Origin of the sequence: Ottowia thiooxydans DSM 14619, from assembly GCF_000422885.1 — a bacterium.
GTDB lineage: Bacteria > Pseudomonadota > Gammaproteobacteria > Burkholderiales > Burkholderiaceae_C > Ottowia > Ottowia thiooxydans.
In genome coordinates, this window is sequence record NZ_AUGX01000001.1 from 625,844 (window position 1) to 650,482 (window position 24,639).

Below are 24,639 nucleotides of genomic sequence, written 5' to 3' on the forward strand. Positions count from 1 at the left end.
CATTGGATGGAAATTACAATTTCCTATAGATTAATAGAATAATTTTCTACGTTATTCGAAAAACAGACAATCATCGAAAAGATTTATTCGGATGCCGTTGGTAGACTTGATTGCAGATCCCCTCGAATTTTCAACACGTCTTTCCAACCACCCTATTTCATTGGAGCTTTTTATGAAGTCGCGCGCCTTTCTGATCTCGTTGTTGTCCTTGGCGGCACTTTCCAGTCTGCCTGCGCAGGCCCAGTCCTCCTTTCCTAACCGCCCTGTCAAACTGGTGATTCCTTTCCCTCCTGGTGGTTCGACGGACATCATCGGCCGGGCGCTCGCCCAGCAGCTGTCTGACCTCTGGGGCAAGCAGGTGGTGGTGGACAACCGCCCAGGCGCGGGCGGCAGCATCGGCGCCGACTTCGTCGCCAAATCACCGGCGGACGGCTACACCCTGCTACTGGGCCACACCGGCACGATGTCGGTCAATCCACTGCTGTACCCCAAGCTTCCTTACGACCCGGTGAAGAGCTTCGAGCCTATTTCGCTCGTGACGCTCTTGCCTCTGCTGTTCGTGGCCAATGCCTCTTTGGAGCCTAAGAATGTGGGCGAACTGATCAGCTACACGCAGGCCAACCCGGGCAAGCTGAACTACGGCTCCGCCGGCAACGGCAGTGCCAACCATCTCGCGATGGAATATTTCAAGCTGCTGACGAAGACCAACATCGTGCACGTGCCCTACAAAGGTACGGGTCCCGCGGTGACGGATTTGTTGAGCAACCAGGTGTCGCTGGTGATGGTGGGTGCGGCCACCGTGTTGCCGCACATCCAGACCGGTCGCTTGAAAGTATTGGCCGTGGCCAGCCCTAAGCGCCTTGAAGTTTTACCTGACACACCAACCATGGCCGAATCCGGCTTGCGCAACTTCGACCCTTCCCCTTGGTTTGGCATCCTCGCGCCCGCAGGCACTCCGCCCGAGCTGGTGACCAAGATCAATGCCGACATCGTGAAAGTGATGGGCACTGAGCGGAGCCGCAAAGCGCTGGCTTCCGAAGGCGCCATCATTACCACCAACACGCCACAACAATTTGGCGAGCTGATCAAAGCGGACCTGGTGCGCTGGTCCAAGGTGGTCAAAGACAGCGGGATGAAAGTCGAATGACGCGCGCTGCCAATTCCGTGCGCATGCAAGACGCGCGGCGCACCCGTGTGGAGGCTGCGGTGCAAGGCGGTACGCCAGACCGCGTTCCGGTTAGCGCCTGGGGCCATTTCTATCCACAGGAAATTTCGGCGCGCTCGCTGGCCGACACCATGGTCGATTTCTTCGAGCGCCACGATTGGGATTACCTCAAGGTACATGCGCGTGCCAGCTACCACGTGGAAGGTTGGGGCTTTGATTACGAAGCCTCAACTGACCCAGCGCTGCTGCACAAATGCACCACGATGCCCATCAAATCCAGCGCCGACTGGGGCAAGCTGAAACCGTTGACGCTTGATACGCCCGCGCTGCATGAGCAGATCGAAGCCATTCGCTACATCCGCGAGCGCGTGGGCACCACGGTTCCGCTCATCATGACGGTGTTTTCTCCTTTGGATGTCGCAGACAAGCTGGTCGACCGTGATGGCGCGCTACTGCGTGCGCACATCGAAGAGAACCCACAAGCGGTGGAAAGCGCAATGGCCGCCATCGGTGACACATTCACCCGCTTTGTCGAGCAGTTGGTGGGCGAAGGCGTAGATGGCATCTATTTTTCCACCAAATGGGCCAATGACGGGCGCCTGACGGCCGAGCAATACGCGCGTTTTGTACGGCCGTTCGACCTCCAGGTGCTCGAAGCGGCGAAGCCAATGTGGTGCAACATGCTCCACCTTTGCGAAGACTCTATCCGTCTGGATGCGATGGCCGATTACCCCGTAGAAGTCTTCCACTGGGACCGCAGCGCCGGGCATAACCCCACATTGGCTGCAGGCCATGCGGAGTTAGGCAAAGCGGTGGGCGGCGGCGTAGATGCAAAAACTCTGCGCGTGGGCACACCAGACGAGGTCACGACGATGGCACGTTCTGCCATTGCTGAAACGGGGGGCAAGTCTTTGCTGCTCGGGCCAGGGTGCTCGGTCCAGGTGGCCAGCACCTCCTCTGCGAATCTTGACGCCTTGCGCGCTGCAGTGGAGATCTGAGAGCCTGTTCAAAGTCTCTCCTCGCAGTTCCATCGCGCAGAGACGTTGAACAAGCTCTAACCAATAAAAAGGGCAGGTAGAGACATGGGGCACACGCTAGACAATACCGATCGAGCTATCCTGGAGCTGCTGCAGAAAGACGCCACGCTCTCGGTCAGCGAGATCGGAGAGCGGGTGAACCTGTCTTCCACCCCCTGCTGGCGGCGCATACAGCGTCTGGAACAAGAAGGTTTCATCCAGCGCCGCGTGGCGCTGCTGGACCCGGAGAAGCTCAACGTTGGGGTGACCGTGTTCGTGGCCATCAAGACCAACCAGCACAACGACAAGTGGTTCAAGAAATTTGCGGACGTGGTCTCCACCATCCCCCAGATCGTGGAGTTCTATCGCATGAGCGGAGAGAATGACTATCTGCTTCGCGTGGTTGTACCTGACATCAAGGGTTACGACGCCGTGTACCGGCGCTTGATCCGGGATATTGAACTGTTTGACGTAAGTTCGAGCTTTGCGATGGAGCAGCTCAAATACACGACGGCGCTTCCACTGGATTACGCTTGATGGAGTAAAAAGCGCTGGACTAAATGAGGCGGACACCATGTCGCTCGATGTCCAGACGTCCGAACTCGCGTCCTAGCTTGCGGCCAATTCATGCAAACCCGCCGTTGGCTCGCACGACCTGCCCATTCACCCAACCCCCATCTGCTCCAACCAGAAACGACACCACCCCAGCAATATCCTCAGGCTGCCCCAGGCGCTCCAGCGGCGGGAGCTTGCTGAGTTGGACAATCTGCTCGTCTGACTTGCCTTGAAGAAATAGCTCGGTGGCCACAGGCCCTGGCGCGACCGCATTCACCGTGATGCTTCTGCCCCGCAGCTCGTTCGCCAGCACGTGCACCAAACCTTCCACACCCGCCTTGGCTGCAATATAGGGGCCATACTGCGGAAATGATTTGGCGATCACGCTGGTGGAAAGCGCCACTATGCGGCCCCCCTCTTGCAAATGTTGTGCGGCTTGCCCCAACACCAAAAAAGCGCCGCGAAGGTTTGTCTGAATGACGCGATCAAAGACGTCAATGCTTTCAGGAGCAATTGGGGCTAAAGGCATGACGCCGGCACTGTGAACGACAGCGCTGATGTTCCCAAATGCTTCCAGCGTGCCAGCGTAGAGCCGCTTCACGTCTTCGGCTTTGGCGACATCCGCCTGCAAGGAAATTGCCTCACCACCCGCAGATCGAATGATCGAGACGACCTCTTCAGCCTTCGCAGCGTTACCTGAATAGTTCACGACGACCTTGAAACCATCAGCGGCCAGCCGAAGGGCAATGGCACGGCCAATGCCTCGCGAGGCTCCAGTGACGATGGCTGACCGAATTAAAGAGGTAGGGCTGTGGCTCATGATGATTTCCTTGTAAGTTGCTGCTCCACCAGTAAAAGCTGGGCTGAACAGCTGAGGGATCGATCATCAAGGTTTACTCAGAATGAATAAATAGATGTAAATTGTCTTTATTTTTCCAAATACATCAACAATTAATCATCATGGACCGCTTCGATGCCCTGCAACTCTTTAGCAAGATCGTTGAGCTGGGCAGCTTCACAGAAGCTGCAAGCGTGCTCAATGTGCCGCGTGCAACCGCCACGCACACCATCAAGGCGCTAGAAAACCGGTTAGGAGCTCGGCTGCTGGATCGAACAACTCGCCAGGTAAAACCCACCTTGGATGGTCAAGCCTTCTATGAGCGCAGCAAGCGTGTTCTGGCTGAGCTGGAAGATGCGGAGGCATCTCTGAGCACCCATGTCGCCAATCCTCGCGGAATATTGCGTTTGGATCTGCATGGTGCTCATGCAACGGCCATCATATTGCCGCGCATAGGCGAATTTCGGCAGCGCTACCCTTACATCGATATCGCCATCAGCAGCGGTGATCGGCTGGTTGACCTGGTGAAAGAGGGTATTGACTGCGTGGTTCGAGCCGGCGAGCCACGCGACTCTTCGCTTGTGGTGAGAAGCTTGGCCAATATGCCGCAGATCATTTGTGCCAGCCCTGCATATCTGGCGCAAGCGGGCACGCCAATGCATCCTCAAGATTTAGCAGCGCACCAAGGCATCGGGTTTTTCTCCAGGGGAAGTGACAGCCGGTACCCTTTCTCAGTGACCCTGAACGGCCAAGTGACCGAGTTCAACGCGGCAGGCTGGATGTCAGTCAGTGACTCTGACTGCTACCTCAGTGCAGCACTCTCGGGATGTGGATTGATTCAATTGCCACGCTTTCGCCTGGAGGAGCATCTACAGGCGGGGCGCCTGGTTCAGGTTCTGGCGGAATGGCCATGCCCCCAGCTGCCCGTCTGCGCGCTCTATCCGTTTCACCGCCAACTCTCCCCCAGGGTACGCGTGTTCATCGATTGGGCAAGTGAGTTGTACCGTGAAAAATTTGGAGTCGATAAGCCCGGCGCAAAATGACGTGCACCGGCCTACGCCGATGAGGTAAACCTTGATGCATGGGTTGCGTAAGCCCTCGCTCCCCTCACTCAATCAGCAGATGGACGAAAGTGAGCGTTAAGTTCCGCGCCTGATGCCGCATGCGCGAATTCGTCAAATCGGCCTTCGTCTGCAATGGCGCGAGCTGCTCGAAGAAACCCGCCCCAGGCGGCGCGTGCCAAGGCACCACCTACGCTCACGCGCCTAACGCCCATGGCTGCCACGTCCTGTAGCTTGAATTCGCTGGCAGAACCAATCAACAGATTGACTGGTTTGGGATGCACGGCGGCCACCACGGCAGCAATGTGTTCCCGGCTGCGTATGCCGGGCGCATACAGGCAATCAGCACCAGCCTCCGCATAGGCTCGCAGGCGCTGGATGGTGTCTTCAATGTCCGGGCGGCCCACAAAGAAATTCTCGGCGCGCCCAACCAGCAGGGTGTCTCCGCCCGTCTCATCTATGGCCGAACGTGCCGCCTTGATGCGGGCAACCGCGTCGCCCAGCTCGCGTAGCGGGTTATGGGAATCTCCTGTCGCGTCCTCGATGGAGAGGCCTGCCACACCGGTATCAATAGCCATACGCACGCTCTCTGCAACACCTTCCGGGGTTGCCGCAAAGCCGCTCTCAAAATCGGCATTCACTGGCAAGTCTGTGGCAGCAACCATCATGCGCATATGTTCAAGAACAAGGTCACGGGAAACCGCGCCATCGGCCTGTCCCTGAGACCACGCCATACCTGAACTGGTTGTAGCCAGAGCCTTGAAGCCCATGCCTTGCAACAACAGCGCACTGCCTGTGTCCCAGGGGTTGGGCAACACGAAGCAGCCTCTTTCGTGAAGCACCCTAAAGGCGGCACGCTTATCTTGAACTGTTTGTTTCATGACTTATCCAGTAAATGTCGTAACACCGATGACCTAAGCTCGCTGGCGAGCAGCGCGCCCGGGGCCCAACCGACAGGCGAAGAAGCAAACCGCTGCCAAGAGCAATACCCCGTTTGCGACAGCGAAGAATACGACTGATTGCGCCCCGACTCCGGTATGACTATCTCCGCTCGATGCGGACAGTAGCAAACCAAATACCAGCGGCGCAAACGAATAGACGGCTTGCGAGATAGCTACGGTGGTGGCTACCACCCGAGGAACATCTTCTGCTGCGAAATCGCTCTGGGCGATCAAGGGCGGCAGATACGAGCCATTTCCAAGACCCGAGCCGATCAATGCTGCCGCCAACAAAATCAGGAACACATGTCCGGAATCTGCGAACAGAAATGTTAACGCGCCAAAAGCTTGAATCGTATAGCTCGCGCCAGCTATGGCTCGTCGATCCCACCCGAGGGTTAGCAGATGGGCCGCCGCTGTGCGCCCCAACAATGCGCACACAGTGAGCCCGCCCATGACCAAACCGGCATATTGGGACCCCAAAGTCACTGCGAGCAGCGAAAACAGGTGCGCAAGCAGCCCCATATGACCAAATAGCCCAACAGCCATCCCAATAGCCAGCATCTGGAATGCACGGTCGCGCCACAACTGCCCACCGGGCAACGGCGGGCGCGATGAAGAGGCGAAGTGCTCCCCCACACAGGATTTGGAGAGGCCGTCGGATTGCTGGCCCAGATCCTGCGGTGTATGAATAAACACCAGGGCGCCAAGCGAAATGATCACCACCACCATCACGACGCCAACCACCATGGCCGCCCCCGCAAACCCTTGCAAGGCAATCAGTGTGACCCAGAGCGGGGAGAAGAGCACGCCCCCGAAAGTGCCACCGTTATAGGCGATGGCCAATGCCCTGGGCCGGGTGCGCCTGTACCAAGGCGAAATGACGGCATTGACGGTAACCGAGCCCAGCGTCACCCAACCCATACCACTGCCCAATGCTGCAACGAACAGATGCCAGGGTTCGGACGCCACAGCCCATCCCCATACGCCGACTGAGGTGACCACCGCGCCAACGCTGATGACGGTTGGCAACCCCCATCGGGCATAGAGCTTGGGCAGGTAAACCACCACGAGCGCGCCGCTCAGGAAGTGCAATGTCACAACCGCAGAGACGGTGCCGAGAGGCCATCCTGTGCGCTCCACCACCGCGTGCAGAAAAATCGGAGGGCCATAGAAACCGACACCCCATCCGAAGACGGCCAGCACGAAGGCAGCACGCACGACCCACACACCAAAGAAGTCCGTCGACCCGAATACACGCATCATTAGTCCGGGGGCAGCGAAGAATGCTTCACGCCATTAACTTTCGGTATTGGATGAATCCGCTTTTGTCGGCGATGTTGTCGTAGAGCTTCATCGCGTCGGTATTGCTCTCGTGCGTGAGCCACCAAACGCGACTACCGCCCTGCACTTGAGCAACCGCGTAGACATGCTCGATCAGAGCTCGCCCTATGCCCTTGCCGCGCAGTACGGGCGTGGCAAACAGATCTTGCAAATAAACGTAGTCGCCCGAGGTCCAGCAACTGCGGTGAAAGATGTAATGGACCAGCCCCACCAGCACGCCATCCTGCTCGGCCACTGCACAGTACATTGGCTCCGCGGGGTCCATAAATCGCGCCCAGGTTTTTTGCGTAACCGGCTTGGCAATGATGGTTTTATAGAAGTCTTGGTAGGCCTGCCAAAGCGGTAGCCACTGCGCGTAGTCTTGCGCTTGCGCCAATCGAATATTCATGGGCATCTTCCTCTCAATGTGTTGATTCTTTACCGTGCCGTGGGGCTCATGCGAGCAGGTTAGACGCCAAACGCTGCCGGATATCCACCAGCGACATGCGCTGACTGCCATCAGGCTCAAAGTTGCCAGGCGAGAGCCAGGACTCCATCGCAGCTTTGATGCCCGGCCACTCGCTGTTGACAATTGAGAACCACGCCGTGTCTCGTGAACGGCCCTTGTAGACCACTGCCTGGCGGAAGATGCCTTCAAAAGTGAAGCCGTAACGCAACGCCGCGCTGCGCGAAGGTGCGTTCAAGCTATCGCACTTCCACTCAAAGCGGCGGTAGCCGAGCGTAGTAAACGCCAGCTTCATCAGCAGGTATTGCGCTTCAGTCGCCGCAGGCGTGCGCTGCACCAGAGGCGAATAGTTGATGTTCCCCACTTCGATCACACCATGCGCGGGATCAATCCGCATCAGAGATAGAAAACCAACAGCGCGCTGAGTTTTACCGTCCACCACGGCAAAAAACAGGGGGTCATCGCTGGTTTCCAGCTTCTCCAGATAGACATTGAACTCTTCGCAACGAGTGAAAGGCTCTGCAAACAGGTACGTCCAAGCACGCCCGTCTAACGCAGTGGTATTGGCAGCAAACAAATCAGCACCGTGGCGCTTTGCATTGATAGGTTCTAAACGGCAGAAGTGACCTTCTATGGTTGCGCGCGGTGGCAATCGCCGGGGTGTCCATTCCGAGACTGGATCGCCGATGGGTTGGCCGTAGTCGTTGAGGCGTGTCATGAGGGCTTTCGGAAAGGGCAATGGACTCACCGCATAGAAGCGCTGGCGTTAAACAGCCTGCTAACGTGCAGACTGTTTTTCTCCTCTTTTCTATTAGTGGCTATGGGTATTGACTATTAGCTACTGGGACGGTTGCAAAAGAATGCGCACCCTGGCCTGCTTTTCAACGGCCTTGCGCGTGTACAGCAACGGCACATAACGTCCTGCCTCCCAATCAGACACCATGTCCCGGTAGTGAGGACTGGCCGGATCGCCTGATTGCCCGGGCGTGTTGATCACGCGTGATTTGTCCCAGCCTCCAACATCAAGCACCATCCGGAACGATGGCCCGGTCATGAGCCTGAAGTCGCTACGGCGGTACACAGACGAATTGACGCTGAACTCGTCTCCCGATTTAGGTACTGGCCCGACGCTTGCCTGGACGTTCTTGTCTAGTAGATTTTCCAGCGGGTGAGAGAACAGCGCATGGTGCAGCTTCCCCCACTGCCAGGAATCTGGGTTGCTGCCGAGCAATTTGCTGCTATCTGCCATCGCTGCCTTCAGGCTATCCAAGAGAATGCGGTCGCGCTCAGATTTCGGGTCAACCCCCAATCGTTCGTCAGGCTGCAGCAGTAAACCTAGAATGACCCGCGAGTCACCCTCTCCAAGCAAAGCTTTTTTGTCCTGCGGCGCAAGGCGGTCCAGGATGGCCGTCTTGAGGTGCCGAGAGAACCACACTTCGTACAGAACAGCGGCGGATGACTCCTTAGTCACGTTCAGATCCCACCCGTTCAGCATTCGCAACGCATTGACGACGGCACCGTCATCGCTCTTGAGTGGGCGCAGCAACTCCGTAAGCTGGCGCGCATGTACTGAGTACACATCGGTCTGCAACTTCATGGAGTCGCTCACGCTAGTCTTCCCAGGGTGATTTAGAACCTCCGTGATGCGGGTTATGCGTGCTGGGTCTGCCCATTCAAATCCAATCTTCTTGTCTGCTGGGTAGGCCTTCGGCAAGGTGTTGTTGTTCGCCGTGGCAACCCAGCCACGTGATGGATTGAATTCGCGTGGAAGTTCATCGTTGTGGCGATAACCTGCCCATTCATAACGGCCATCACCTGGTACGGGCATAAGACCATCCCAATTCGGACGAATGGGAATCAAACCCCCAGGTACCCAGCCCACATTGCCAGCCGTATCGGCATAGACCTGATTTTCTGAAGGAGCCCCCCAGCGATTCATGGCTGCGGTGAACTGATCCCAGTTTTGTGCCCGCATGAAATCGACACTGCCGAAATAGGGCGCCATGCCTTGATCAAGCCAGGCCACTCGCAATGCGTAGGCACGCCCGGTAGCGGGGTCTTCGTGCACAACCGGGCCATGCCGCGTGAATTTGAGTTCAACCACCCGATCAGGTGCGCCTTTGACGGCGACTGACTCTTTGACCACCGTCATTGGCTCCCATCGGTCGCGGTAGCGGTACTCGTTTCTGTTTTGCGGATTGGTCTCGTAAAAATACACATCCTCTTGATCTGCGCGGAATATGGTCAAACCGAATGCAATGCGCCCGTTGTGTCCGATCGAGACACCCGGCAGAAATGGCTCGCCGGCACCGATCACATCCATGCCCGGTGCGGACACGTGGGCAATGTACCGAAGCGAAGGCGAGGAATAGGCACGGTGGGGATCATTGGCCAGAATTGGCCGGCCAGACTTGGTGCGTGAGGCAGAAATCGCCCAGTTATTGCTTCCCGTACCCTGCTCCATGCGCTCGGTGCTTGCCAACATCTCGTCAATATCGGGCAACTGCGCTTGGGCCACGGACTCTTTGCTGAACTTGATTTCTGCCGTCGCAAGCGCATAGGCGCCCATGACTTTGGGGTCGATGGTGCAGGGGTCAAGCCCTTCAGGGATGGCCGCGCGCCATGGCGGCTGTAGGCCGCTTCGCAGCTCATCCACGCCTACGTCGCCGTTGCAAGCGACCCGGGACCTTGCAATCTCGCTCGTGGCGTTGCGCGTCAATCCGTGCGCGCGGATGCGCACAATGTCTTCGGCGGTCCACAGAGCGGGCTGGTATCCCAATTGCTTGAACTCCGCTGGCAAAAGCTCTGGGTGTTTCTGAGTTTCGCGAATGTAGGCGTTCACACCGCTGGCGAAGGCTTCTGCAATTCTCTTGGCATCCGATCCGTAAGCGAGCCATTCCCGGTACATGTCGCCACGGTAGAGAAACAATCGCGCGGCCCGGTCATGCTCTGTATATGACGGACCGAAGGTCTTGGCCAGCTCGCCCAAACCGCGTTTTCGCCAGAAGTCAATTTGCCAAAGCCTATCGCGTGCGGCATTGAATCCCTGGACAAAAAACGCATCATCCTGGCTCTTCGCGTAGATATGCGGAATGCCCCACTTGTCAACAATGATCTCCGCTTGTTCTCGTAGACCAGGCAGTTGATACGCGGTCGGCTCCTTGGCGATGGCGGCACCGGTTTGGGCGCACAACAGCGTCATCGCAAATTTCATGGCCGTCACGCGCATGGCCCGTTTGATTGCATTTTTCAAAGCTTCGTCTCCTGTTTGAAAGCAAAGCATAGGAAATTTGTGGCATGGTATAAAGCTCCACAATCTCTATTTTTCATGGTGCCACGACGCGATGAAAACACCTTCGTCATCGTCTTTACTCGCACTGCTGGAGGCCCCGCTGGACCGGGTCAGCGCCGAGCCCCTGCAGCGCCAACTATGTCGCCGCATCAAGGACGCCATCGTGGCAGGAGACCTGCCTGCGGGACTGCGTCTGCCCGCCACACGGGCGCTGGCACAGGAGTTGGTCATCTCGCGCAACACGGCCAGCATGGCTTACGAGCATCTGCTGGCTGAAGGGTATGTGGTGGCAGACCGACAGGGCACCGTGGTGGCAGAGCTGCGCACACACGCCCACACCCGCACTAATGCAAGCTCACCCCCCTCCCCTCGCTTGGCCTCCCGTCTTGCCAGCCTGCGCCCTAGCCCCGCGACGACGGCCGACTGCACCGCCCTGCGCCCTGGCGTGCCCGCGCTTACCCAGTTTCCGCAAGCACATTGGCGCTTGGCGCTCGCCTATGCCGCCCGCTCGGCCACTCCCAACACACTCAATTACGGTGACCCTTTAGGCGAGCTAGCCTTGCGCGCCGCCATTGCCAGCCATTTGGCGGTCACCCGTGGCGTGCATTGCACGGCGGAGCAGGTGGTGGTGACCGAAGGCGCGCAGGAAGCGCTGAACCTGTGTGTGCGCCTCATCACCAACCCCGGCGACACCGCGTGGGTGGAAGACCCCGGCTACCGAGGAGGCAAATCGGCTTTGCAAGCGGGGGACCTGCGCGTGCTGCCCAAACGCGTGGACGCAGAGGGCTTGTACTTCACCGCCACCGACTGGCGCACCGAGCAACCCCGGCTTATCTACACCACACCATCTCACCAGTACCCGTTGGGCACCGTCATGTCTGTAGCGCGCAGATTGGCATTGATGGCCGCCGCGCAGGCTCACGGTGCGTGGATTATTGAGGACGACTACGACAGCGAATTTCGCCACAGTGGCGAACCCATCAGGGCGATGCAGGGCTTGGTGTCAGATGCGCCGGTACTCTACGTGGGCACGTTTTCCAAAACCATGTTTCCGTCCCTGCGGCTCGGCTTCCTGGTGCTTCCCGAGCGCATGCAGCCCTTGTTGCAGCAACCACTGCGCGAGCTACTGCGCGGCGGCCACAGCCACGAGCAACTGGCCATGGCCCGCTTCATGGAGGCGGGCCATTTTGTGCGTCACCTGGCCCGCATGCGCCGCCTCTATCGCGAGCGTCAGCAAGCCCTGCGCAGCGCACTAGGCCAGCATCTGGGTGTGCCGCACAGCATTGAAGGTGGGCGCAGCGGCCTGCACCTATGCGTGCGTTTTTCTGCGAACTACGCCGATGTGGCCGTGGTCGAAGCCGCGCAGCGCTACGGCATGGCTCCGCAAGCCTTATCCGGCTTCGCGCTGGAGCCGCAGACACAAGACAATGGGCTCGTTCTGGGCTACGGCAACACACCCGTGGAAACCATGGGGCCACTGGTGAAGAAGCTGGGGAAGATTTTGAAAGGCTTGGCCTAAGATTAATCTTGGTGGTCGAATGTGAGTTGGCCTAGCCGGGAATTCACGAAGGCAACATGTCCCGGTACGACTTGACCGGTAAGGAGAAATTCACCACGATCATGCCGTCGACTGCGTGGTTAGGGCGCTCGGCTTCGTGTCCTTCAGGGTGTAATTGGCGGCACTACCCACCACTGGCACCTGGCCGCAATACGGGTCGATGGGCTAATCCTGATGGTGTAACCGTCAGACTCTGAGCGGACCATCCAGGTCCCTCCAGGGACAGTTCTTCTACATAGCAATCAACTGGTCATCTCCCAGCTCATCCAGGGCTTTGACCCCCAGCAACGCCATGTCCCGATGTATCTCGTCGCGCAGCAAGCCAATCGCATGGGTGACGCCCGCTTGGCCTCCTACTGCAGCTGCGTAGGCCATGGGACGACCTACAAAAACGTGGTCCGCGCCCAGGGCAAGCGCCTTAATGACGTCGGTACCTCGGCGAATACCACTGTCCAGCATCAGCGCCATCGAACCTTTGGCCTTCGCGGCGTCCGTAAGCACCAGAAGAGGGGGCACCGTTCCGTCAAGCTGGCGGCCGCCATGGTTGGACAGTATCACCCCATCAGCACCAACTTGTTCCGCGCGCTTCACGTCGTTCGCGGATATCAAACCCTTGATCACCAGCGTGCCTCGCCAGAGCTTGCGAATGAGCGCCAGGTGACTCCAGTTCAGGTGGTCGCGCAAGCCGAACTGCCGCACCACATTACTGGAAATTATTGGGACGCCTTTGCCTGAGCCCGAATTCTCGAAATGCGGAACTCCATTCTTCATAAGGGTGCGACCCAGCGTTCCCAGCAACCAGTGTGGGCGCACCAAGCCATCCCACGCCAACCGCAAGCTGGGACGCAGAGGTGTTGAAAAACCGACACGAACGTTGCTTTCGCGATTCGCCAGCGTGGCCGTGTCCACGGTGATTACCAAGGTCTTGAACCCTGCGTTTGTGACGCGTTCGAGGAGACCTTCGATGTGTGCAGTCTCTCCAGGAATATAGGCCTGAAACCAGCCGCAGGTAGGTGCGGCCTGCGCCACACGCTCCATGCGGGTCAACGATGCGCCGCTGAGCACATAGGGAATGCCTGCTGCTTCGGCCGCTCTCGCCATGGCAACGTCACCATCAAAGGAAAACAATGCACACAATCCCATGGGAGCGATGCCAAAGGGCGCCTTATAGGTTTGGCCCATAAGTTGGCAAGATTGCTCACGCAGTGACACGTCTACCAAAACACTCGTGCGGAACATCCATCTTCGATACGCCGCTGCATTCGCTTGCAGCGTCACGTTGTCTTCAACTCCGCCTTGGAGATACCCGAAGATGGGGCGAGGCAGGATGCGGCGGGCAGCAGGCTCCAGATCACCCAGAGAGAGAATGGTTCGCAATCTGGGCGGCAGGTGCCGACGCGCATTTGGCGCGGGACCAAGCTGCTGTCGCGGTGGAGTTGTAGTCATGCGGATTCCTTCGGCTGCCTGCAGTCCTGCGGGCTTGGTGGCATTGGAATCCAGACCAAGCGTATCGGCAATGCGTTACGCGATGCGTAACATCACGGATGCCAGGTTGCCCGCAAAGCGGTCGCTGGAACCGCCCCCAATGCCAACCCAAGTTGTCGAGCGGCAGCTACCGTGATGGGGGCGAGCTTGCGTAGGACCGCAGGGGTCAGCCGCTCCACAGGACCGGAAGTACTGACGGCTCCGAGTACCGTGCCCTGGCCTCCGCGCACCGCTGCGGCAACAGCGGCGGCGCCAGTGGAGCGTTCGGCGCGAGCCCAGTGAAACCCTTTTCGCCGGATGCGTTCATAGAGATCACCTGGCTCGCCAAGCGCTGCCAGAATCACTCGGCCGGGGGCGCCAAGCTCCAGAGGTAGCAACTCTCCTGAGCGCGGATGATCCGGCCTCGCGTTTGGACCGTCACAACGCATCAAGCAACTGCGCAGATTGCCTTCATGCACATAGAACGAAGCGCTCTCTCCAGTCTCTGCCGCAAGACGAACCAAGATGGGCTCGATGACCAAGTCAACATCGAATTGAGCCTGGTAGCGTGAGCCGATCCAACCCGCGGCAGGACCCAACCGCCAAGCGCCGCCTTCGCGCTGCACCAGGAAGCGCGAAAGTGCCAGCGTGCGAGCCAGCCTCAGCGCGGTCGGCTTGTGCATGCCTGTGCGTCGTGCCAGTTCGGTAAGCGAGAGGAAGACTTCATCGCCACCGTCAAACGCTTTCAGCAGTGACATGGCACGGACCACCGCATAAACGTGCTCGCGCCCGGGTTCCTGGTCGATATCGTCTGGACTCTTGGAAGTAGGTCGGGGAGCGGAACCGGCTGGGTGAGTAGAGGGGAGATAACCTTTAACCATGGACCAATGATAGTTGTTACGCCTGACGTAACACGTTGTTCCGGTTTGAAAGTCGCGTGATCATTCCGGCTCCGACAACCTAAAAAGAGACGACGCAATGGATATTCCTCCTCACTTCAGCCGGCGCCATATTCTCAGCGCTGCCGCGCTCCTGCCATTGGCGGCAAAAGCTCAGCCCAATTACCCCAGCAAACCAATCCGGATGATCATCCCGTTTGCAGCAGGTGGTGCGACCGACGTACTGGGGCGCGATCTTGGTCAGGCAATGGCTCCCAGTCTCGGGCAATCGTTCGTTGTCGAAAACATCGGTGGTGGAGCAGGCGTGCCAGCGCTAAACAGCGTGTCGCGTGCAGCGCCCGATGGGTATTCGGTCCTCTTCTGCGCCTCGGGGAACATCACCGCGCAACCACTGCTCTCTAAGAACCGCGTCGACATCTTGAGCCAGGTTACGCCAGTCGGCATGATCGCCTCTGCTGCCCACGTGCTGGTCATCAGCGACAAGGCCCCCTTCAAATCTTTACCGGAATTGATTGCCTACGCGAAAGCACATCCCGGTGAAGTGAATTTCGGATCTGCTGGGATTGGAGGCCTGGCCCATTTGGGAACTGAATTGCTGGCTCACAGCGCAGGTATCAAAGTTACCCATGTTCCGTACAAAGGTGCCTCCGCAGCAACAAACGATTTGGTGGCCGGTCAGATTCATGCCATCTTCGGCACGATGCCGTCGTTTACGGCAATGATTGAGAAAGGCGCTCTGCATGCCATTGGCATTACCGCCGCGAGCAACGCTCAGCCGCTGAAGGGGGTGCCGCTTATCTCAAAGACCGTGCCCGGGTTTTCCTATAGTTCGTGGAACGCGATCTTTGCGCCAGCGCGTACGCCTGCAGGCGCTATCGACAAGCTCTACACCTCGATGCGTGCAGCAGCACAAAACCCTGGCTTGAAACATCGATTCGATGAGCAAGGTGTTGATGTCGCCCTTGCAGGACCTGATGAGTTACGAAAGATAGTCCTCAGGGAGCGGGGAGTCTGGGAGAAGGTCATCCGGGACGCTCGAGTCGAGCTGAACTGAGAACCTGGCGACAGCAATGACCCTGTTTCATTGCACTCCATGGCGGAGAGGATTTGATCGAACATTCCCCGCATCAGGCCCTTCTGGAGCCTGGTAGACCAGTATGGTGCCTCACGTGCTTCAGTGCCGAGGCAACTACCTGGCTGGTCGGAACTCTCGCCCCCTACGCCCTCGGTTTCAAGGACCAGAGAAATGCAGGGTATGGGGCATCTAGCTAGATGTTCTGCCCCTCCATTCAACAGACCCAAAACGCCAAATCCAAGCAACCTGCACTTAATAAATCAAAGTTCTTCAACCACTTTTTGAAAGATCTCATGAGCCACCTTCCCGAAGTCATCCGTGACATTGAACGCGTGAGTGCTGACGTCATCGCCAAAGCTGCGACCTTCCAAGCAGCCATCTTGGCCGACGTAGCAGGACGCCGTGGCACCATGCTTGCACGGATCACGCCTGTGCACCAGGACATGAAGCTTGCAGGCCCTGCGTTTACTGTGGAAGTACGGCCTGGGGATAACCTGATGATTCACGCCGCCATTGCGCTGGCCAAACCAGGTGATGTCCTTGTGATCGATGGCAAGGGAGATCAAACCGCGGCATTGATGGGCACGCTGATGCTTAGCGCCTGCAAAAAGATTGGATTGGCCGGCGTTGTCGTTGATGGCGCCATCCGTGACAAGTTGGAAATACTGGAGCTGGGGTTCCCAGTGTTCAGCGCCGGTTTCAACCCTGCAGGTCCTACGAAGTACGTTCCCGGGCGCATCAATCATCCCGTGTCTGCCGGGGGTACGACGGTCAATCCGGGCGATTTGATCGTGGGGGACGCTGATGGCGTAGTCGTTATAGAACGAGCCAAGGCACCGGCCATGATGGCATTAGCCGACAAGAAGGTGGCAGACGAAGCGGCTCGCCTAGAGGCAATCGCTACTGGAGACACCGTGTCGAAATGGCTACCAGCTGCGTTACGAGCTGCAGGTGTTCTCAAGGAAGGCGAGTTGCTCTAGGCCGTAGTCAAGCACGGGACGCCGGCGCCGCTGGTGTTCTCGAGTCTGCGACGAATGGACGAATCGGGAGTTGCAGGAGTAGGCCTTGCTCAAGCGATTGTTCACGCATTGAAGAGGCTACCCCAACCGGAAAAACAGAAGTGGTTGCAACTCGCACAGCGCACAACAGGAGACAAATACGGACCAAGATTCCAAGCCAATGCAGTCACCCCCATGGAGTTGCGCTTCGTTTTTTAGCAGCGCCTATGCGGCGCCACTACAACATTCAGTGGAATTGCTCTTCTTCGGTAGAACCCGTCAGCGCCTTGACACTGGAAGAGCCGCCTTGGATGACTGTGGTCACGTCGTCGAAGTAGCCTGCGCCCACTTCTTGCTGGTGGCTCACGAAGGTGTAGCCTTGCTCACGTGCCTTGAATTCGGGCTCTTGCACCATGTTGACGTAGTGCTTCATGCCCTCGCCTTGAGCGTATGCCTTGGCGAATTCGAAGGTGCGATACCAGTTAATGTGAATACCGGCCAGCGTAATGAACTGGTACCTGTAGCCCAGTGCAGGGAGTTCGTCCTGGCACTTGGCGATGGTGGCATCGTCCAGGTTTTTCTTCCAGTTGAAGCAGAGCGCACTCTCAGGAGAGTCCCAAGTCGAGCGCGCCCGCTTCGGCCCTCCCCCATCAGCGTGGCGTGCATGTCACCAATGGGCGAAGGCTTTCGTCAACCATCAGAATGAAGCCCAGAAGCGAGTCGGCGCCTTCTGCTCTACGCCCGGCTTGGAGTAGTCGCAAACCCCTTCCGGAAACACTGCGGACAACCTCGTGGCTTGGTCCGCCGAGAAAGGAACACCATAGGTACTGACGTCAACAGGTTTGCGCTGGCACTTGAGAGCCGTCTCGGCCAGCGGAGCACCAGCGGCCGAGCGCGGATCCAGGTACGGCTTGTACAGTGAATTGCAAATGCCGGTGCTCTCGAAACTGGCAGGCTCTGTGACTTTCGATCCATCGGGACGCCAGCATGTGTCCTGCGCAGTAACTGGTTTATGCCGTTTTACCTTTTGAGCGAGTCCATCAGCAGATAGGTCTGCAGCAATACCATCCAGCCATTTCTCCATCTCGATAATTTGCGTGTTGACCATCTCAGCGCTGCCCGAAGGAGAGCCAGGTGCGGCGATTAACAAGACATGGTTGTCATGATTTCCGAAGCGATCATCGAGCTTTGCGCGGATCTGAAAGTCACGAGTACGATCATGCAGGTCACCTGCTTTATCGTTGTAGGTGCGCGACGAAATCATCGGAACCGCATCAAGGTTGACACCCACGAGAACGCGGCCCGTGTCATATGCAGTGCTCAACGCTTGCGTATTGCCCACATGTCGTTGCCGCTGGACTGCCCCATTGAGGTCGAACCCACCTAGCTTTTCATTCAGATCCAGGAACTGATCGACCGATATAGCACCACTTTTCAGCGCGACGAGGCCATACTGAACGCCCACATTGTCCAGCGGCCGACGAGCAACCTGGGTAGCAGGGTCAAGGCCATAAACGTTCGAGAACACATCTGCGAGTGCGCAACGCACACCAGCTGGATTGCTTACCGCATTGAAGGCCAAGCCTGCTGGCAGGCGCGGATCACAAGACGATGCGTTCACCATTGAGTTGCCAAGCCCCACGCCGAGACCATTGCAAGTGGTCCATGTAGCGTATCCGGAGACCGCCCGTTTTTGTTCGTCAGTCCAGCCAGCAGCGTCACCGCTCGCCATATAGGTGCGCAGCAGCTTGCAATCGGAGAACATCGTTGCCGCTTCCATCATGGTGGGGAAGCTGGAATCAGGTGAAATGCCATCCAGAAGCCCCGGATACCCTTGAGCGATCTCAAATTGCTGCACCGCCCCGCCAGAGCCGCCTTTGCCAACGGTCCACACGGGCTGACCAAATCGCTTGATGAAGTACTCCTTCACGATGGCAAGGGTTTCTGCGCTAACTACTGAATTGCAATTGACCTGCCCCACGTTGAGCGACGAGGTCGCAACGGCGTAGCCGCGTGCGAGTGCAGGCTTGTCGAGCACCGTAGCCAGGCTGTACGTAACGCCTCCGGCCGTAGTCTCGAATACCCCTTGGGTATGCCCACCGCCACAACCTCCACCAAAGTTGTATCGCAGGCGGCGATTCCAATCGGCGGTGTTTGTCCAGGGATTCGGAAGCGCGGTCCCTGGTTGATGTAAGAACGCGATTTGATAGATTCCCCGGTTGAGCGTGCCACGCTCAAGACGCACGATGAAATTGACGGTCTTCCCATCTGATGTTTGGGTTGTCGTGAGATCGCTGGGCAACGGTGAATCGGGGTCAAGTGTTTTGAATGCGCCACTTGAAGCCCAGTACCGGTAACTGACTTCCGTCTTCGCCGAGCAGTTCGCATCAAGCGCCTGCCCCATCCCGTTCTCCGAGACCGTACAGATATACGGGGTTTCTTTGGCACCGGCAAACACGGGCCCGGAGCTTGGGTGATTTACAAGCTTCAAACTTGAGGTGGCAGAGCTCCCCCCAGAATTGCTGACGGCCTGTATCTCGAAAGTGGATGTGCCTTCCGGAAGGCCTTCGATGAGGCCAAGATACCTGCCGGTGGAACTCGTTGGTTTGAAGGAGTCGCTGAAATCCTTTGCGCCGGATGTCACCTTGACCTTGCCGTCCTTGGTAGAACCGGTCAGTGTGACCTCGATCAAAACATTTCCGCCCGTCACACGGCTGGGGTCTGAAGAAAGCGTCCGAACCTGAGGGGCCGGCTCGGGAGCATCTGAAGAGCCACAACCGGTGATGAAAGCGCTCAAGATGACAAGACCTGGCCAAACCAGCCGGCCAGCTTTAAAGGCAAAACGCATGTAGGGAATCCTCTTGGAATACTTCGTGGGTTTGCGAGGTCAAGAGCCTCACAGTTAATAAACCGACCGGTCGGGCGGTTTATTAAGTTTGTCTTGGCCGTGTATTTGAGAACATTAGCAATAACCCTGAGCAAAAAAAAGCCCGAAGGCATTACCTTCGGGCTTCGTTTTTTAGCAGCGCCTATGCGGCGCCACTACAACACTCAGTGGAACTGCTCTTCTTCGGTAGAGCCCGTCAGCGCCTTGACGCTGGAAGAGCCACCTTGGATGACCGTGGTCACGTCGTCGAAGTAGCCTGCGCCCACTTCTTGCTGGTGGCTTACGAAGGTGTAGCCTTGCTCGCGTGCTTTGAACTCAGGCTCTTGCACCATGTTGACGTAGTGCTTCATGCCCTCGCCTTCTGCGTATGCCTTTGCGAATTCGAAAGTGCGATACCAGTTGACGTGAATACCGGCCAAGGTGATGAACTGGTATTTGTAGCCTAGCGCAGAGAGATCTTCCTGGAACGAAGCGATTTGCTTGTCGTTGAGGTTTTTCCTCCAGTTGAACGATGGCGAGCAGTTATAGGAAAGCAACTTGCCCGGGCTGGAAGCATGCACGGCTTGTGCAAATTCACGCGCAAAGCCGATGTCCGGCACGCCAGTTTCGCACCACACCAGATCGGCGTAAGGAGCGTAAGCCACGCCGCGGCTGATAGCTTGTTCCAGGCCGTTCTTGACACGGTAGAAGCCTTCTTGCGTACGCTCACCGTTCAAGAAAGGCTTGTCGTTGGCATCGTGATCGCTGGTGATCAGATTCGCAGCTTCAGCATCGGTACGCGCCAGAATGATGGTGGGCACGCCCATCACGTCTGCGGCGAAGCGTGCAGAAATCAGTTTCTCGCAAGCTTCTTGCGTAGGCACCAGCACTTTGCCGCCCATGTGGCCGCACTTCTTCACTGCGGCCAGTTGGTCTTCAAAGTGAACGCCAGCCGCGCCGGATGCGATCATGTTCTTCATCAGCTCGAATGCGTTGAGCACGCCGCCGAAACCAGCTTCCGCATCTGCAACGATGGGCAGGAAGTAGTCGATGAACTCCTTGCTACCTGGCTCAATGCCACGACCCCATTGGATTTCATCTGCACGTTTGAACGTGTTGTTGATGCGGCGCACCATGGTGGGCACTGAGTCATACGCGTACAGCGATTGGTCAGGGTACATGGTCTCGCTGGTGTTGCCATCAGCGGCCACTTGCCAGCCCGACAGGTACACAGCTTCCAGCCCGGCTTTGGCCTGCTGCATGGCTTGGCCCGCAGTGATGGCGCCGAAGGCGTTCACATAGCCTTTTTTAGCATCGCCATTAACCAGACGCCACAATTTCTCAGCACCGCGGCGGGCCAGGGTGTGCTCGATTGGCAGGCTGCCACGCAAGCGCACGACATCAGCCGCGGAGTAACCGCGTTTGACGCTTTTCCAACGGGGATTGGTAGCCCAATCTTTTTCCAACGCAGCGATCTGCTGCTCGCGGCTCAGTTGCTCAGTAACGTTTTGTGGCATGTGAAGCTCCAGTGGGTAGATCAAGAATTTCGGGCGGCTTGGCTCGCTGCGCTTACCTTGCTTTGAATCTCGCCGTTGAAAGAATCATAACTCTTATATAAGACTAAGCAACATTCTTATGTCTTATACAAGAGAAAAATTTAAATCAAATAAATCAACTACTTATCAACCAAATACCTCAATGTGAAATCATTTATCCCATATTGAGAAAAAATGCGGCAGCGCAGCAATTCGTTTTTCACTATACAAGAAATGAAAGTCGCATTGCAAAATAAGTGCTTTTTTGCTGTGCAATAGTCCTGCAGGCAGTGAAAGAGTGCACGGAAACTTGTGCATGATCGTGGCTCTTTTGCACTGAGAACGGGTTCACTTGGCCACCGCTCATAACCGCGCCGTCTCTTACGCCTGCCTTGCCCTGTCAATGACTTTGGTAGGCAGCTACGTGGCGCTGTCCAAACCGCTTGCGGCCGTATTTCCGGTATTGCTCCTGGCCTGGCTGCGCTTTGGCATTGGTGGCGCCGCCATGCTCCACTGGTTAAAGAAGCCCCAAGACGAGCCGCCCATGACCGCCCAGGTGAAGCGCCTGCTGTTCCTGGAGTCATTCCTGGGTAATTTTCTCTTCACCCTGTGCATGATCTCTGGCGTGAAGCTCACCACGGCAGTATCCGCAGGAGTCATCATGGCGGCGATTCCCGCCGCAGTGGCGCTCCTATCGTGGGCGTTCTTACGCGAACGTGTTCCACCGCGTGTGTGGGGCGGCGTGGTCTGTGCGGTGCTTGGAATTGGTTTGCTTTCCCTCTCGAATTCGGGGCCTGCATCTGAAGCGAGTGGCCAAGGCAAAGCCTGGCTGGGCAACCTGCTCTTGCTGGCAGCCGTGTTTTGCGAAGCCAGCTATGCAGTGATCGGTAAAAAATTAACCGGCAGCCTGGGACCGCGTCGCATCACATCACTCATCAATCTTTGGGGTTTCGTTCTTACCTTGCCATTTGGCCTTTGGCTGGCTTGGGGGTTTGACTTCAGGGCTGTGAATGCAAGTACCTGGATGTTGCTGCTGTTTTATTCGCTCGCCGCATGCATGTGGACGGTGTGGCTGTGGATGACGGGCCTGAAAAGTGTTCCGGCCGCACAGGCTGGCGTGTTCACTGTGATGCTTCCCATCAGCGCTGCGCTGGTGGGCGTTGTGGTGCTTGGAGAGCAGTTGACGGGGACTCAGGTATTGGCGTTTTGCATTGCGCTGGCCGGCGTAGTGCTGGCTACTCTTCCTTCGAAGCGCGGCCGGTCCTAGGGTTTCATACCCTTCGGCCGCATGTACTGACGTGGGACGAACAAGAAAAAAGAGAGCCCCCACGCTCCCCGCTTCGCGAAGTCCGCTGCCCCCCGTGGGGGCCTTTTTGTCTCGGGGCGGCCCAGCGACAAAACATGCCCCCACGCTCCCCGCTTCGCGAGGTCCGCTGCCCCCCGTAGGGGCCTTTTTGTCTCGGGGCGGCCCAGCGACAAAACATGCCCCCACGCTCCCCGCTTCGCGAGGTCCGCTGCCCCCCGTAGGGGCCTTTTTGTCTCGGGGCGGCCCAGCGACAAAACATGCCCCCACGCTCCCCGCTTCGCGAGGTCCGCTGCCCCCCGTGGGGGCCTTTTTGTCTCGGGGCGGCCCAGCGACAAAAAAAAGCAACATCACAGAGGGAAAAAGGACATTTTCCTCTTGGAAGGGTGCTACTTATCCAGTAGCATGGCGGTCAGCCTGCAAGGTGCAAACACTGCGCCGGCCAAATGTTCCCAATTTCAAACAAAGAGGATCCAACCATGGCAACTGCAAAGAAAGCTCCCGTCGCGAAGGCGCCGGCAAAGAAAGCTGCTGCTCCAGCTAAAAAGGCCGCAGCTCCGGTGAAAGCCGCTGCTCCAGCCAAAAAAGCTGCAGCACCTGCCAAGACAGCCGCCCCAGCCAAAAAGCGCACTCCAAACGCCGCTTTCATGAAGGCAATGACACCTAGCGCCGCTCTGGCCGCAGTGATCGGCAACAAGCCAGTACCGCGCACAGAAGTGACGAAGAAAGTCTGGGAATACATCAAGGCTAACAAGCTGCAAGATAACGAGAACAAGCGCAACATCAATGCAGATGCCAAGCTGAAGCCAATCTTCGGCAAAGCACAAGTCACGATGTTCGAGATGACCAAGCTCATCAACGCACACCTGTCTTGATCGACGCGCCTTCGGGCCAAGAAAAGCCAGCTCTTGAGCTGGCTTTTTTTTTGGCTAGGCCGCTCCGAGACAAAACCCCTCCATGGGAGCAACGAACCTCGCGAAGCGGGGAGCGTGGGGGCGCTCTAATCTCCCCTGGTCACAGGTCTCATGCAGTTGCCGGCAAGGGCGTCCGGCGCACCTTGCGGACATTAAAGGCGCTGACAATCAAAACTGCTTGAGTCAAAGCCAGGACCACCCATACGGCCTGGTACCGCCCCTTGTCCATCATGGCTCCGAAGATCAAGGGCATCAGGGCTTGACCGATATCAAGACCTGAATACACCACACCGTACACGCGCCCCGAAGCATTGGGAGGTGCTGAGCGCTTGACCAGCATGTCTCTTGATGGGCTTGAACTCCCCGCCGCAAAACCCATGACGCCAAAGAGTACCGGCACCATCCATACGGGAAGACTGCCAAAACCGATCAACAGCGAAATACAAACGATCACGCCAAAACCGAAGCCGACAATGCGTTCACAGCGCTCCGGATTGCTGATGAGAAATCCCCCCAGCACCATTCCCCCTGCGGCAGCCAGCATGTATGTCGTAAGGCAGATGGCCACCAGTGTGGGCGGCACAGAGTGCAACTTACCAGCGGCCTCGGGTGCGAAAGTCTGCACCGCGCTGAGCGCCGCCGAGTAGAAAAAGAAAAAGCCGAAGCACATCCATACCGCGGGGATAGCGAGGAAATCGAAGCTCCCTTCCCTTTTGGCCTCGCCCTGTTGAGGTGCCACCTGCAAAGGAGGTAGATGCAAACGTGCCCGGTAGATGACCAACAGCGCCAGCACCAACAAAAACAGACAGCCCGCGCCCACAAGCGCCACGCGCCACGAATACGCAATCGCCAACGGCACCAACATCACGGGGGCCAACGCCCAACCCAAGCTACCGGTGATGCCATGAACGCTGTACGCGTGCCCCAGCCGCCCTGGGCTGACTTTGCGATTGATCAAGGTGTAATCCGCTGGATGGAATACGCCATTGCCCACACCACCTATCACGGAGAAGAACATCAGCATCCAGTAGCTTGTGCTGGATGCAAACCCAAAAGCCGCGCAGGCCAATAAAGCCAACCCGGCAAAAAGGATGGGGCGCGGTCCGAAGCGATCCACCATGAATCCAGACGATGTCTGCACCGCGCAGGACATCACGAAGAACACGGTCATCAGAAAGCCCAGCTCGGTATAGCTGACGTTGAACTCTGCCTTCAACCAAGGGAAAAGCGGTGCCAACAGGAGCTGGCTGTAGTGACTGAGCATATGGCCGGCGCCCACCAGACCGATCACAGCGGCGTCGTCTTTCAGAGCGCCAGGCGCGGGGCCGGCAGCAAGTTCGGTAGTGGGTGAGCTCATGTGGGCAATGCTACGC

General features: G+C 57.6%; 20 protein-coding genes and 1 pseudogene. 9 read left to right on the forward strand and 12 right to left on the reverse strand.

The window, feature by feature from the left end; translation table 11 throughout:
* Positions 1-172: 172 nt before the first annotated feature.
* The 3 genes from G518_RS0103025 to G518_RS0103035 all read left to right on the forward strand — a co-directional run bounded on the left by G518_RS0103025 (position 173) and on the right by G518_RS0103035 (position 2,718).
* On the forward strand, positions 173-1,147 hold the full coding sequence (locus G518_RS0103025) for a Bug family tripartite tricarboxylate transporter substrate binding protein (RefSeq protein ID WP_028601259.1): 975 nt from the start codon (positions 173-175) through the stop codon (positions 1,145-1,147).
* Positions 1,144-2,163, forward strand: a complete 1,020-nt coding sequence (locus G518_RS38240) for a uroporphyrinogen decarboxylase family protein (RefSeq protein ID WP_051235909.1) — start codon at positions 1,144-1,146, stop codon at positions 2,161-2,163. Before G518_RS0103025 ends, G518_RS38240 begins: the two co-directional genes overlap by 4 nt.
* A gap of 84 nt (positions 2,164-2,247) precedes the next feature.
* A complete protein-coding gene (locus tag G518_RS0103035; RefSeq protein ID WP_036593214.1) occupies positions 2,248-2,718 on the forward strand; it encodes an Lrp/AsnC family transcriptional regulator in 471 nt (156 codons plus the stop codon).
* 88 nt (positions 2,719-2,806) lie between these two features.
* Here G518_RS0103035 and G518_RS0103040 read toward each other — a convergent pair whose 3' ends face one another.
* The gene (locus G518_RS0103040; RefSeq protein ID WP_028601261.1) at positions 2,807-3,556 is read right to left on the reverse strand and encodes an SDR family oxidoreductase; all 750 of its coding nucleotides are present in this window, start codon (positions 3,554-3,556) and stop codon (positions 2,807-2,809) included.
* A 140-nt stretch (positions 3,557-3,696) separates the two neighbouring features.
* Between G518_RS0103040 and G518_RS0103045 the strand changes: the two genes are divergently transcribed.
* On the forward strand, positions 3,697-4,617 hold the full coding sequence (locus G518_RS0103045; protein ID WP_028601262.1) for a LysR family transcriptional regulator: 921 nt from the start codon (positions 3,697-3,699) through the stop codon (positions 4,615-4,617).
* A 68-nt stretch (positions 4,618-4,685) separates the two neighbouring features.
* On the opposite strand, the gene G518_RS0103050 is transcribed toward G518_RS0103045, so the two are convergent.
* The 5 genes from G518_RS0103050 to G518_RS0103070 form a co-directional block, all read right to left on the reverse strand.
* Entirely contained in the window at positions 4,686-5,516 is an 831-nt protein-coding gene (locus G518_RS0103050) for an isocitrate lyase/PEP mutase family protein (RefSeq protein ID WP_028601263.1), read from the reverse strand.
* A gap of 33 nt (positions 5,517-5,549) precedes the next feature.
* Positions 5,550-6,836 carry an MFS transporter gene (locus G518_RS0103055; RefSeq protein ID WP_036593485.1) on the reverse strand — a complete coding sequence of 429 codons (1,287 nt, stop codon included), beginning with the start codon at positions 6,834-6,836 and terminating at the stop codon, positions 5,550-5,552.
* 28 nt (positions 6,837-6,864) lie between these two features.
* Positions 6,865-7,311, reverse strand: a complete 447-nt coding sequence (locus G518_RS0103060; RefSeq protein ID WP_028601265.1) for a GNAT family N-acetyltransferase — start codon at positions 7,309-7,311, stop codon at positions 6,865-6,867.
* Between the two features lie 40 nt (positions 7,312-7,351).
* A complete protein-coding gene (locus G518_RS0103065; RefSeq protein WP_028601266.1) occupies positions 7,352-8,080 on the reverse strand; it encodes a GNAT family N-acetyltransferase in 729 nt (242 codons plus the stop codon).
* A gap of 120 nt (positions 8,081-8,200) precedes the next feature.
* Positions 8,201-10,591, reverse strand: coding sequence for a penicillin acylase family protein (locus tag G518_RS0103070; RefSeq protein WP_028601267.1), 2,391 nt, complete (start codon positions 10,589-10,591; stop codon positions 8,201-8,203).
* Positions 10,592-10,706: 115 nt separating this feature from the next.
* Here G518_RS0103070 and pdxR point away from each other — a divergent pair, with 115 nt between their 5' ends.
* A complete protein-coding gene (gene pdxR, locus G518_RS0103075; protein WP_028601268.1) occupies positions 10,707-12,173 on the forward strand; it encodes a MocR-like pyridoxine biosynthesis transcription factor PdxR in 1,467 nt (488 codons plus the stop codon).
* 270 nt (positions 12,174-12,443) lie between these two features.
* On the opposite strand, the gene G518_RS0103080 is transcribed toward pdxR, so the two are convergent.
* Positions 12,444-13,658: an alpha-hydroxy acid oxidase gene (locus G518_RS0103080; RefSeq protein ID WP_036593216.1), complete on the reverse strand. Its 1,215-nt coding sequence runs from the start codon at positions 13,656-13,658 to the stop codon at positions 12,444-12,446.
* 92 nt (positions 13,659-13,750) lie between these two features.
* Positions 13,751-14,557 carry an IclR family transcriptional regulator gene (locus G518_RS0103085; RefSeq protein WP_084651378.1) on the reverse strand — a complete coding sequence of 269 codons (807 nt, stop codon included), beginning with the start codon at positions 14,555-14,557 and terminating at the stop codon, positions 13,751-13,753.
* Between the two features lie 97 nt (positions 14,558-14,654).
* Between G518_RS0103085 and G518_RS0103090 the strand changes: the two genes are divergently transcribed.
* Positions 14,655-15,629, forward strand: a complete 975-nt coding sequence (locus G518_RS0103090) for a Bug family tripartite tricarboxylate transporter substrate binding protein (protein WP_036593217.1) — start codon at positions 14,655-14,657, stop codon at positions 15,627-15,629.
* A 314-nt stretch (positions 15,630-15,943) separates the two neighbouring features.
* A complete protein-coding gene (locus G518_RS0103095) occupies positions 15,944-16,630 on the forward strand; it encodes an RraA family protein (RefSeq protein WP_028601272.1) in 687 nt (228 codons plus the stop codon).
* Positions 16,631-16,895: 265 nt separating this feature from the next.
* On the opposite strand, the pseudogene G518_RS39115 reads toward G518_RS0103095, so the two are convergent.
* From G518_RS39115 to aceA, 3 genes and pseudogenes are all read right to left on the reverse strand, one after another.
* Positions 16,896-17,240 (reverse strand): annotated as a pseudogene (locus G518_RS39115) (isocitrate lyase); the annotation flags it as partial.
* Positions 17,241-17,345: 105 nt separating this feature from the next.
* The gene (locus G518_RS33690; RefSeq protein ID WP_051235911.1) at positions 17,346-19,496 is read right to left on the reverse strand and encodes a DUF6351 family protein; all 2,151 of its coding nucleotides are present in this window, start codon (positions 19,494-19,496) and stop codon (positions 17,346-17,348) included.
* A gap of 203 nt (positions 19,497-19,699) precedes the next feature.
* Positions 19,700-21,031, reverse strand: coding sequence for an isocitrate lyase (gene aceA, locus G518_RS0103110; protein WP_028601274.1), 1,332 nt, complete (start codon positions 21,029-21,031; stop codon positions 19,700-19,702).
* Between the two features lie 370 nt (positions 21,032-21,401).
* Here aceA and G518_RS0103120 point away from each other — a divergent pair, with 370 nt between their 5' ends.
* Positions 21,402-22,316 (forward strand): DMT family transporter, encoded by a 915-nt coding sequence (locus G518_RS0103120; protein ID WP_028601275.1) that lies wholly within the window; start codon positions 21,402-21,404, stop codon positions 22,314-22,316.
* A 515-nt stretch (positions 22,317-22,831) separates the two neighbouring features.
* Positions 22,832-23,227, forward strand: coding sequence for an SWIB/MDM2 domain-containing protein (locus G518_RS0103130; RefSeq protein ID WP_028601277.1), 396 nt, complete (start codon positions 22,832-22,834; stop codon positions 23,225-23,227).
* A 148-nt stretch (positions 23,228-23,375) separates the two neighbouring features.
* Here G518_RS0103130 and G518_RS0103135 read toward each other — a convergent pair whose 3' ends face one another.
* Positions 23,376-24,623 carry an MFS transporter gene (locus G518_RS0103135; RefSeq protein WP_211231660.1) on the reverse strand — a complete coding sequence of 416 codons (1,248 nt, stop codon included), beginning with the start codon at positions 24,621-24,623 and terminating at the stop codon, positions 23,376-23,378.
* Between the last annotated feature and the right edge of the window lie 16 nt (positions 24,624-24,639).

Coding starts and splice junctions, on each gene's coding strand:
- G518_RS0103070 (WP_028601267.1), bottom strand. CDS start 10,591: ATGCGCGTGACGGCCATGAAATTTGCGATGACGCTGTTGTGCGCCCAA.
- G518_RS0103095 (WP_028601272.1), top strand. CDS start 15,944: ATGAGCCACCTTCCCGAAGTCATCCGTGACATTGAACGCGTGAGTGCT.
- G518_RS0103080 (WP_036593216.1), bottom strand. CDS start 13,658: ATGACTACAACTCCACCGCGACAGCAGCTTGGTCCCGCGCCAAATGCG.
- G518_RS0103085 (WP_084651378.1), bottom strand. CDS start 14,557: ATGGTTAAAGGTTATCTCCCCTCTACTCACCCAGCCGGTTCCGCTCCC.
- G518_RS0103050 (WP_028601263.1), bottom strand. CDS start 5,516: ATGAAACAAACAGTTCAAGATAAGCGTGCCGCCTTTAGGGTGCTTCAC.
- G518_RS0103025 (WP_028601259.1), top strand. CDS start 173: ATGAAGTCGCGCGCCTTTCTGATCTCGTTGTTGTCCTTGGCGGCACTT.
- G518_RS0103065 (WP_028601266.1), bottom strand. CDS start 8,080: ATGACACGCCTCAACGACTACGGCCAACCCATCGGCGATCCAGTCTCG.
- G518_RS0103045 (WP_028601262.1), top strand. CDS start 3,697: ATGGACCGCTTCGATGCCCTGCAACTCTTTAGCAAGATCGTTGAGCTG.
- G518_RS38240 (WP_051235909.1), top strand. CDS start 1,144: ATGACGCGCGCTGCCAATTCCGTGCGCATGCAAGACGCGCGGCGCACC.
- G518_RS0103040 (WP_028601261.1), bottom strand. CDS start 3,556: ATGAGCCACAGCCCTACCTCTTTAATTCGGTCAGCCATCGTCACTGGA.
- G518_RS0103130 (WP_028601277.1), top strand. CDS start 22,832: ATGGCAACTGCAAAGAAAGCTCCCGTCGCGAAGGCGCCGGCAAAGAAA.
- G518_RS0103035 (WP_036593214.1), top strand. CDS start 2,248: ATGGGGCACACGCTAGACAATACCGATCGAGCTATCCTGGAGCTGCTG.
- pdxR (WP_028601268.1), top strand. CDS start 10,707: ATGAAAACACCTTCGTCATCGTCTTTACTCGCACTGCTGGAGGCCCCG.
- G518_RS0103060 (WP_028601265.1), bottom strand. CDS start 7,311: ATGCCCATGAATATTCGATTGGCGCAAGCGCAAGACTACGCGCAGTGG.
- G518_RS0103090 (WP_036593217.1), top strand. CDS start 14,655: ATGGATATTCCTCCTCACTTCAGCCGGCGCCATATTCTCAGCGCTGCC.
- aceA (WP_028601274.1), bottom strand. CDS start 21,031: ATGCCACAAAACGTTACTGAGCAACTGAGCCGCGAGCAGCAGATCGCT.
- G518_RS33690 (WP_051235911.1), bottom strand. CDS start 19,496: ATGCGTTTTGCCTTTAAAGCTGGCCGGCTGGTTTGGCCAGGTCTTGTC.
- G518_RS0103135 (WP_211231660.1), bottom strand. CDS start 24,623: ATGAGCTCACCCACTACCGAACTTGCTGCCGGCCCCGCGCCTGGCGCT.
- G518_RS0103055 (WP_036593485.1), bottom strand. CDS start 6,836: ATGCGTGTATTCGGGTCGACGGACTTCTTTGGTGTGTGGGTCGTGCGT.